This window comes from Halogranum amylolyticum (assembly GCF_900110465.1).
Taxonomy (GTDB): domain Archaea; phylum Halobacteriota; class Halobacteria; order Halobacteriales; family Haloferacaceae; genus Halogranum; species Halogranum amylolyticum.
The window spans coordinates 245039-254239 of sequence record NZ_FODV01000004.1; the positions used below are offsets into that span (position 1 = coordinate 245039).

At 66.5% G+C, this 9201-nt stretch carries 11 protein-coding genes and 1 pseudogene; 9 read left to right on the forward strand and 3 right to left on the reverse strand.

Annotated features, from left to right (window positions below):
• Positions 1 to 29 precede the first annotated feature (29 nt).
• Positions 30 to 620, forward strand: a complete 591-nt coding sequence (locus BSG17_RS09890; protein WP_089823527.1) for a DUF7553 family protein — start codon at positions 30 to 32, stop codon at positions 618 to 620.
• Positions 621 to 662: 42 nt separating this feature from the next.
• Here BSG17_RS09890 and BSG17_RS09895 read toward each other — a convergent pair whose 3' ends face one another.
• The 3 genes from BSG17_RS09895 to BSG17_RS09905 all read right to left on the reverse strand — a co-directional run bounded on the left by BSG17_RS09895 (position 663) and on the right by BSG17_RS09905 (position 4552).
• Positions 663 to 2099, reverse strand: a complete 1437-nt coding sequence (locus BSG17_RS09895; RefSeq protein WP_089823529.1) for a sodium-dependent transporter — start codon at positions 2097 to 2099, stop codon at positions 663 to 665.
• Between the two features lie 169 nt (positions 2100 to 2268).
• Positions 2269 to 3600 (reverse strand): sodium-dependent transporter, encoded by a 1332-nt coding sequence (locus tag BSG17_RS09900; RefSeq protein ID WP_089823531.1) that lies wholly within the window; start codon positions 3598 to 3600, stop codon positions 2269 to 2271.
• Positions 3601 to 3847: 247 nt separating this feature from the next.
• Positions 3848 to 4552 carry an SDR family oxidoreductase gene (locus BSG17_RS09905; RefSeq protein ID WP_089823533.1) on the reverse strand — a complete coding sequence of 235 codons (705 nt, stop codon included), beginning with the start codon at positions 4550 to 4552 and terminating at the stop codon, positions 3848 to 3850.
• 273 nt (positions 4553 to 4825) lie between these two features.
• Between BSG17_RS09905 and rpl7ae the strand changes: the two genes are divergently transcribed.
• The 8 genes and pseudogenes from rpl7ae to BSG17_RS09945 all read left to right on the forward strand — a co-directional run bounded on the left by rpl7ae (position 4826) and on the right by BSG17_RS09945 (position 9105).
• Positions 4826 to 5188 carry a 50S ribosomal protein L7Ae gene (gene rpl7ae, locus BSG17_RS09910; RefSeq protein WP_089823535.1) on the forward strand — a complete coding sequence of 121 codons (363 nt, stop codon included), beginning with the start codon at positions 4826 to 4828 and terminating at the stop codon, positions 5186 to 5188.
• A 6-nt stretch (positions 5189 to 5194) separates the two neighbouring features.
• On the forward strand, positions 5195 to 5419 hold the full coding sequence (locus BSG17_RS09915) for a 30S ribosomal protein S28e (RefSeq protein WP_009374932.1): 225 nt from the start codon (positions 5195 to 5197) through the stop codon (positions 5417 to 5419).
• A 3-nt stretch (positions 5420 to 5422) separates the two neighbouring features.
• On the forward strand, positions 5423 to 5614 hold the full coding sequence (locus BSG17_RS09920; RefSeq protein WP_089823537.1) for a 50S ribosomal protein L24e: 192 nt from the start codon (positions 5423 to 5425) through the stop codon (positions 5612 to 5614).
• Complete coding sequence (gene ndk, locus BSG17_RS09925) at positions 5611 to 6090, forward strand: nucleoside-diphosphate kinase (RefSeq protein WP_089823539.1); 480 nt, start codon at positions 5611 to 5613, stop codon at positions 6088 to 6090. The genes BSG17_RS09920 and ndk overlap by 4 nt, the downstream gene beginning before the upstream one ends.
• A gap of 84 nt (positions 6091 to 6174) precedes the next feature.
• Positions 6175 to 6471, forward strand: a pseudogene (locus tag BSG17_RS09930) (TOBE domain-containing protein); the annotation flags it as partial.
• A 111-nt stretch (positions 6472 to 6582) separates the two neighbouring features.
• Positions 6583 to 7983 (forward strand): selenium-binding protein SBP56-related protein, encoded by a 1401-nt coding sequence (locus BSG17_RS09935; protein WP_089823927.1) that lies wholly within the window; start codon positions 6583 to 6585, stop codon positions 7981 to 7983.
• Positions 7983 to 8294, forward strand: coding sequence for a 2Fe-2S iron-sulfur cluster-binding protein (locus BSG17_RS09940; protein WP_089823543.1), 312 nt, complete (start codon positions 7983 to 7985; stop codon positions 8292 to 8294). The genes BSG17_RS09935 and BSG17_RS09940 overlap by 1 nt, the downstream gene beginning before the upstream one ends.
• Before the next feature lie 16 nt (positions 8295 to 8310).
• Positions 8311 to 9105: a hypothetical protein gene (locus BSG17_RS09945; protein WP_139246584.1), complete on the forward strand. Its 795-nt coding sequence runs from the start codon at positions 8311 to 8313 to the stop codon at positions 9103 to 9105.
• The last annotated feature ends 96 nt before the right edge of the window (positions 9106 to 9201 follow it).

Genomic DNA, 9201 nt, shown 5'->3' on the forward strand with positions numbered 1-9201 from the left:
TTACTCGGGAGGCGACCCAACCGTCGACCATGTCGGAGCGCAACCTGCCGCCGCTGCTCGCGATGAGCGACGAACTCGACCGTCTCGAACGGAAAGCGGACGCCGACGTCCGCGCAGAACTCGACGAGGTCCGGACGCGACTCGACGAGTACGCGTCGCGCGAGCGAGGCGACGAGCGACGGGAGGACGGCCGCGACTCGCTGCTCGACGACGTCGACAACACGCTTCTCCGTCTCAGGGAGCGTCTCTCGGGCGACGCAGACCGACAGGCCGAGGCACTGCAGAACCGCGTCCGACAGTTCCGCGACTCGCGTGCCGGCAGTAGCGACACGCTGTCGCTCGCGGAACCGCGGCTGGAGTCGGGAGGGACCGTCGTCGACGTTGGCGACCACGGCGGCCGACAGGTCGACCTCGTGACCACGCTCGTCAACGCCGGAGAGGCGGGCGACGGCGTGGTCCGCGTCGGGTTCTACGGCGACGACGGGACGCTCGACCGTCGGGTCGACCTCCACGAGTCGGCCGTCGATGCGGGCGAGCGACGCGACGTCACGGCGACGGTCATCGTCCCCGACGGTGCGACCCACTACGACGTCAGCGTCGTCGACGCCCGGAGCGTCTGAAAAGCGAGAGCAGTTCAGTTCCTCGACTCACCGAGCGACTGCTCAGACGACCGACCGCGACCCGCGTAGACCGACGAACGCGCCGACGGTCAGCACGACCGTCATCACGACCGTGAGCCAGAAGCTCGAGACGGGGATCAGACTGGCGGCAATCCCGCCGAGTCCGAGACTCGACAGGAGCGTGAAGACGAGGAAGAAGGGGATGGCGACGCCGACCGCGAGGAGCCACGGCGTACTCAGCGTGTTCGCGAGACTCCCGGACCCTCTCCGGAACTCGTCGACGGCGTCGACGCCGAGCACCCAGCCGACGAACAGCAGGAACACGATGAGACCGATCGTCAGAAGCGAGTCGACGAGCGGGCCGGCGACGAAGCCGAAGAGGGCGGGCCGGAGGGCGTTGACACTGCCGGTCACGACGACGAGCCCGGCGACGCCGCCGACCGCGACGGGACGCGAGAACTCGAACTCGTCGACGAGGAAGGAGACGGGGATCTCCAACATCGAGATCGACGAGGAGAGCGCCGCGAGCGTCACGACGCCGAAGAAGGCCGTGGCGATGAGCGTCCCCGCCGGGAGGCGGGCGAACGCGCCGGCGATGCTGACGAACAGCGCGCCGGGACCGCTGCTGCCGGCCTCACCCGTCACGGAGAACAGGAGCGGGAAGACGACGAGTCCGGCGAGGACGCCGACGAACGTGTTGAGGACGGCGATGGTCGTCGCGTCGAACGGGAGCGAGCGATCGTCGCCGATGTAGGAGGCGTAGGTGACCATCGTCCCCGCCCCGAGCGAGAGGGTGAACAGTGCCTGTCCCGCCGCGGGACCGAGCACGTCGAAGAAGTTCGCCCGCAACGTCGCGAGGTCGAAACTGAGGTAGAACTCGTAGCCGGCGGCGGCGTTCGGCTGTTGGGAGGCCCAGACGGCGAGCCCGACGAGCAGCAGGAGGATGGCCGGCATCATCACCTTCGTCCCGATCTCGATCCCTCTGCGGATACCCGCGAAGACGATGAGCGCCGTCAGGACGAGGAAGGCGACGTGGTAGAGCACGGCGTCGGTGGTGAAGGCGATCCCGTCGTAGTAGGAGCCGGGGTCGGCGAAGTACGGCGCGGGTCCTGCCGTCCCGAGTGCGACGAGGCTCTCGACGAAGTAGCGGAGGATCCATCCGCCGACGACGCTGTAGAACGACAGCAGCGCGACGCCGGTGAGGACGCTGAGCATCCCGACGAGCCCCCACGTCCGCGATCCCGAGAGTTCGCGAAGCGCGCCGACCGGGTTGCGCCCGGAGCGACGGCCGATGACGAACTCGCCGAGGATGCCGGGCACCCCGACGAGGACGACGATCGCGAGATAGACGAGGAGGAAGGCGCTCCCCCCGTTCTCTGCTGTGACCCACGGGAACCGCCAGATGTTCCCGAGGCCGACGGCACTTCCGACGGCGGCGAGGATGAACCCCATCCTCGTCGCCCACGTTTCTCGTGTCATTGTCATGCATTGGCCTACTATGGTTGAAGTGCGTTTCGAGTCGCAGAACCGTCAATCGGGCATGATAACGGTTTTCCGACGCCGAGCGGGCGGCTGCACGAACCGATGGCCGGTAAAAATCGGAGGTCGGTGACGATTCGTAACCCGACGGTCGTCGGGGGGATCGCGTTCAGAACGGCGGTACGATGGCTCCGTCGACGAAGAGCGTCTGGAACCCGAGCAGGAGAGTGCCGAGGACGCCCGCGATGACGACCGTCCGGGCCGTCCAGAGCCACGTCAGGCCGAGTCCCTCGTTGGCGGTGCTCCCCTTCAACAGTTCGGCGAGTGCCGGACGGCCGTAGACCCACCCGACGAAGATGAGGATGCCGAGCACCGAGGTCGGCAGCAGCAGCTGGTACGCGAGCGTGTCGAACCAGGTGAGCCACGCCGTATCCCACGCCGAGGGGATGCCGAGCGCGAAGATGACGCCGCCGAGGCCGGTGGCGATGACGGGCCGACTGTAGGACGTGTTGTCGACGGCCCACGAGACGACCACCTCGAGCAGGCTGATAGCGCTGGAGAGCGCCGCGATGAGCACCACGACGAAGAAGAAAAAGCCGAGCGCGTTACCGGCCGGCAGTTCGGCGAACGCTGTCGCGACGCTGACGAAGACGGCCCCCGCTCCGCTCGTGTTGGGGTCGATCCCCTGTGCGAACAGCAGCGGCAGGACGACGAGTCCGGCGAGGACGCCGACGAACGTGTTGAGGACGACGATGGTGAGGCTGTCGCCGAACAGGCTCTCGTCGCCGTCGATGTAGGAGGCGTAAGTGATCATCGCACCCATCCCGAGCGACAGCGAGAAGAACGCCTGCCCGACGGCGAACGGGACGATCTCGCCGAAGTTGGCGGCGAGCGCACCGAAGTTCGGCGACAGGAAGTAGGTGTACCCCTCGCTCGCCCCCGGCAGCGTGAACGCCCAGACGGCGAGCGCGATCAGGATGACGATGATGCTCGGCACCATCAGCTTCGTCGCCTTCTCGATACCGTCCTCGATGCCGAGTGCGACGATGCCGATCACGAGTGCCATGAAGACCGCGTGGAGCGCGAGCGCGTCGACGCCCATCGAGATCTGTCCGAAGTACGCCGCCGGGTCGGCGAAGTACGCGCCGGTGACGCTGCCGGCGATGTACCGGAGCACCCAGCCGCCGACGACGCTGTAGTACGACAGAATCCAAAAGCCGGTCGCCAACCCGAGGACGCCGACGATCCGCCAGTTGCGGTAGCCGAGTTCCTCGAAGGCGTCGATGGTGTTGAGTTTCGCCTTTCGACCGATGACGAACTCCGCGAGGATCGCCGGAAGTCCGATGCCGAGGACGGCGACGAGGTAGACGAGGAGGAACGACGACCCTCCGAACTGTGCGGTCTTGAACGGGAACTGCCAGATGTTCCCGAGTCCGACGGCGCTGCCGACGGCCGCGAGGATGAATCCTGCCCTCGTGGCCCATGTTTCACGTTCGCTCATGAGTGTGTTTCACTGCTTTGCCGATACCCCGGATAAGCCTCACGGCTTGTGATTCAGTTACACGCAGGGAGAGTTGAGAATTAACGTCCCGATCGCGAGTTCTCCGGGCGAACGCCCAGTTCCTATCTGGCAGTGGACTCACTTATGGACAACTGTGTATGTCAGTGTACGTCTTCGGACGCCGCAGATCGGCGTCCGGTGGTGTTCGCCGCGACGGCGCGCGGGAAGACAGACCGCGTCCGGCGCGTCAGGCCTCGCCGTACACCGGGACGGCGGCCCCGCTCGTCACCTCGGCGGCGTCCGAACAGAGGAACAGCATCACCCGCGCGATCCGTTCGGGGTCGACCCACTCGTCTTTCGGCTCCATCATCTCGCGGTTCATCGGCGTGTCGATGACGCTCGGCATCACCGCGTTGGCGCGGACGGTCCCCGTGTTCTCCTCGGCGACAGTCTCCGTCAGCAGGCGGACGCCCGCCTTGGAGGCACGATACGGGCCGTCACCCTCCCCTCCCTCCAGCGAGGAGCGCGCGGAGACCGAGACGATCGCACCCTCCGTCTCCCGGAGATGCGGGAGGGCGTGTTTCGACGCCAGGAACATCGTCTTGAGGTTGACGTCGAACAGCAGGTCGAACTCGTCGACGTCCGTCTCGTCGACGGGTGAGCCGCCCCTCCACGTCCCCGCGATGTTCAGGAGACAGTCGAGGCGGCCGTGGTCGTCGACGACGCTCTCGACGACGTCTTCGACGTCGCTCTCGTCGGTGAAGTCGCCCTGGTAGAACTGGATTCCCTCGCCCGTCTCCAAGTGGGCATCCTCGTCGCTCGGGTCGACGACGTCGCTGGCGGCGACCGTCGCACCGGCGTCGCGGAAAGTCGTCGCGACGGCGCTACCGAGTGCGCCGCTGGCACCGGTGACGAGGACGACGCGGTCGGAGTAGTCGAAGCTCACAGACATATCCGTGCCATCGATTGGCAGAGAGATAAAGTCGGTGGCGACGACGGACGACGGGAGATCGGTGTGTTTCGGCGCGACCCGCGGGCCCCGTGCGGCGGTCTGCCACGCCGTGGCGGCTTTGAAAGCGCTTTTATGGGGTGGAAGACAACTCGTGTGTACAGCCTGCCCGGGGTTGATGATACTCCTCGCCGTCAGGGACCGACCACTTTCCGCTGAGGTTTCTCGGTGGGTCGGCGAGGCAGTCGAGCCCGCGAGCAGGAGAGGTGAACAACCATGCCAGTCTACGTCAATTTCGAAGTCCCAGCCGACCTTCAGGAACGCGCCGTCGAGGCGCTCGAGGTCGCCCGAGACACAGGTAGTGTAAAGAAAGGAACGAACGAGACGACGAAAGCCGTCGAGCGCGGCAACGCGGACCTCGTCTTCATCGCCGAGGACGTCTCGCCGGAAGAGATCGTGATGCACCTCCCCGAACTCTGTGAGGAGAAGGGCATCCCGTTCATCTACGTCGAGACCCAGGACGACATCGGACACGCGTCCGGTCTCGAAGTCGGCAGTGCCGCCGCGGCCATCGTCGACGCTGGCGAGGCCTCGGACGACGTCGAGGATATCGCCGGCAAGCTCGAGGACCTGCAGTAAGCATCCATGAGCGCAGAAGAGACCGCCAGCGACTCGACGTCCGCCGAGGTCATCGAGGTCGTTGGCAAGACTGGGATGCACGGCGAGGCCATGCAGGTCAAGTGCCGCATCCGCGAGGGCTCGAACCAGGGCCGCATCATCACACGGAACGTGCTCGGTCCCGTGCGCGAGGGCGACATCCTCCAGCTGCGCGAGACCCAGCGCGACGCCGACTCCATCGGGGGGCAGTAACTCATGCCACAGCACCGTGACTGCGACTACTGCGGCGCGGACATCGAACCCGGTACGGGGACGATGTTCGTCCGTACCAACGGTACCGTCATCCACTTCTGTTCCTCGAAGTGCGAGAAGAACACCAAACTCGGTCGCGAAGCGCGCGACCTCGAGTGGACCGAAGAAGGCGGTCGTCAGGGGTCGCGTGAATGAGCCACCACGACGAACGCACCTTCGTGATGGTCAAGCCCGACGGCGTCCAGCGCGGCCTCATCGGCGAGATCGTCTCTCGCTTCGAGGACCGCGGCCTGAAGCTCGTCGCCGGCAAGTTCATGCAGATCGACGAGGAGCTCGCCCACGAACACTACGGTGAGCACGAAGGAAAGCCGTTCTTCGACGGTCTCGTCGACTTCATCACGTCCGGTCCCGTCTTCGCGATGGTCTGGGAGGGCGCAGACGCGACCCGGCAGGTCCGTCAGATGATGGGCGAGACGGACCCCGCCGAGTCCGCACCCGGCACCATCCGCGGTGACCTCGGACTCGACCTCGGACAGAACGTCATCCACGGGTCGGACCACGAGGACGAGGGCGCGAACGAACGCGAGATCGAACTGTTCTTCGACGACGAGGAACTCGTCGACTGGGACCAGACGGAGGCCGTCTGGGTCTACGAAGACGAAGAACACTAACGCGGCTCCGACTCGACTTCTCGGTTTTCTTTCCGCTCGGGAGCGAAGCGTCAGCGCGAGAAAGCTTATTTTCGTCCGAAGCGTTACTCTCTACAAATGTCGACAGAGTCGCACAACAGGCTGAGAAGTATCGTCCGGTCGGTCGTCCACACCGGCAGCGTCGTCCACGTCGTCCTCGAGGGACCGGACGGAGAGCTGTTCACGACGCTCCTGACGGCTGCCGCCGTCGACAGACTCGATCTCGGTCCCGGCGACGAACTAGAGGCGACGATGCAGGTCGCCGAGGTCGCGGTCGACGGCCGACGAGCACAGCCCGTTCGCCGGCACGTGCCGGCGAGAACTCTCCACGGGGGCGTCGAACTGAGTCGAGCGGCGGTCTGAGCGTTCGATTCGGTCGGTGAACGTTTCCACTTCGGGTGAGTTCCCGCTTCGGGTGAACGTTCTGTTCCGAGCGAACAAAGAGCGATGCCGTTCGCCCGCGTCCTCTCTAGCATGAGTGACGCTGACTCACCACATACGTCGGTGGAGCACGGTCACCACGAGCACCACGACGCTGAGGGACCCGGCTACGCGACTCCGCAGGCCGCCATCGAGGAGTCGGAGCCCGAAGAACTCGCCTACGTGATGAGTCTCTACGTCGGCACCGACGTGGACGCACCGGACTTCGTCTCCGTCGTCGACGTGAACCCCGACTCGGAGACGTCCTGTGAGATCGTCGACCGACTGGAGATGCCGAACCGCGGCGACGAACTGCACCACTTCGGCTGGAACGCCTGTTCGTCGTCGTGTCACGTGGAGGGACTCGAACGGCGCTACCTGCTGGTCCCGGGCGTCCGGTCGTCACGTCTCCACGTCGTCGACACGAAGGACCGCCGAAACCCCGAGATCGTGAAGGTGATCGAGCCGGAGGAGGTGTTCGAACACGATCTCTCTACGCCGCACACGGTCCACTGCGTCCCCGAGGGGAAGATCATCGTCAGCATGCTCGGGAACGCCGACGGCGACCTGCCGGGCGGCTTCCTCGAACTCGACCACGACTTCGACGTCGTCGGCCGGTGGGACCCGCCGGGCGAGATACAGATGAACTACGACTACTGGTATCAGCCCCGGCACAACGTGATGATCTCCTCGGAGTGGGCCGCTCCGAAGACCTTCTTACCCGGGTTCGACCTCGAAGACGTCGAGAAGGGTAACTACGGCCGTCGCCTCAACGTCTGGGACTGGGAGAACCACGAGGTGACTCAGACGATCGACCTCGGCGAGGAGGGACAGATCCCGCTCGAAGTGCGGTTCCTCCACAGTCCCGAGGCGGCGCACGCCTACGTCGGTGCCGCCCTCTCCTCGAACGTGTTCCACGTTCACAGAGACGGAGAACAGTGGGCCGCGGACAAAGTGATCGACGTCGAACCACGCGAGCACGACGACTGGGACATGCCCGTTCCGGGTCTCGTCACCGACCTCCTCGTCTCGATGGACGACCGGTATCTGTTCTTCTCGAACTGGCTCCACGGCGACGTGCGGATGTACGACGTCTCGGACCCGGCGAACCCGCGACTCGCCGACCGGGTGTGGGCAGGTGGGCTGTTCGGTCCACGCACCCCGATCGACGGCGAACGCGAGGTGTTCGGCGGCCCGCAGATGATCCAACTCTCGCTGGACGGGACGCGCCTCTACTGGACGACGTCGCTTTTCTCCTCGTGGGACAACCAGTTCTACCCCGAGGAGGGCGAGCAGGGGTCGGTGATGCTGAAGGCCGACGTGAACCCGCGGAAGGGGACGATGACGCTCGACCCGGAGTTCATGGTCGACTTCGGCGACCTGCCGAACGGCCCGGCCCGCGCCCACGAGATTCGCTGGCCCGACGGCGACTGTACGAGCGACGTCTGGCAGTAATGGACGTACGCCTCCGGTGGCGCGACGGCGAGGAGACGGTAGTAGCGGCAACCGCCGACCAGTCGATACTGGAGGCCGCCGAGCGCGCCGACGTCGCCGTCCCGTTCGGCTGTCGGACCGGCGCGTGCGCCACCTGTGCCGGCCGGGTCGAGTCGGGCGAGGTCGTCCACCGTCGCCCGCCACGGGCGCTCAAACGGCGGCATCTCGACTCGGGTTACGTGCTCTGCTGTATCGCCGAACCACGAACCGACTGCGCCGTCGTCGTCGGCAAGGACGTCGCCGCCGAACTGGTGTCGAACCCGTGGCGGTGAGGTGAGGAGCGACGAGATGAACCGACGACTGTCCGACCGTCGCGACCGACCGACTGTCGCAGAGCGGGTGGTCTCGACCGCAGTGCGACGAGCGGTGTCGACCGCCGCACTGGCGTCAACGCTCCTCGTCGGTACAGTCGCGGCGCACGACGAACCCGCGACCGTCGCCGACGGGACGCTGTCGGTCGGGGCCGTCGTCGCGCTCGCGGTCGGACTGAGTCTCCTCGGCGGCGTCGCCGTCGCTCGGTACGTGTCGACCAGCGGCCGCGAGACGCTCGTTCGCGCCGTCGGCGCGTTGCTCGTCGTCCTCGGGGGGAGCGCCGTCGTGGTGGCGCTCACCGAGCGGCTAGTCGTCGCGGTCGTCGCCGCCGTCGTCGGCATGGCGATCGCCGTCGACGTCGCTCACGGACGGCGTCTCGGCGGGTGTGCCGACGCGACGTTCGGCGCGGTGCTCCTGCATCGCTGTCTGGAGGGGGCGTTGCTCGCGACGGCGGCGACGGCCGACCTCGCGTTCGGACTCGTCGGCGCGGTGGTCGTCGCCGGGCACGCGACCGCGGAGACGTGTGCCGTCGGCGGCCTGTACGCCGCCGAGACGCGCAGACGAGCGCTGCTGGCCGTCGGCGCGGTTCAGGCGGCGTTCGTCGGCGGCGCATTCGCCGGGAGCGCGGTTCTGAGTGCGCTCTCTCCGGCGGTTCGCGTCTTCCTGTTCGGTCTCGTCGGCGGCGTTCTGCTCGCCGTCGGCGTCGTCGAGGTTGGAACCGACCGAGCGACTGTGGCGGGCGAGTCGATGGGACAGATGCCGGAGCACTGAGACGCGCCGTGTGGCGTCGGTGAACGTCCACGTCACGTGTCGACGTGTGACGTACGGGAAGAAGAGCCATGCCGTCGGGACGTGCGAGTCGGAACG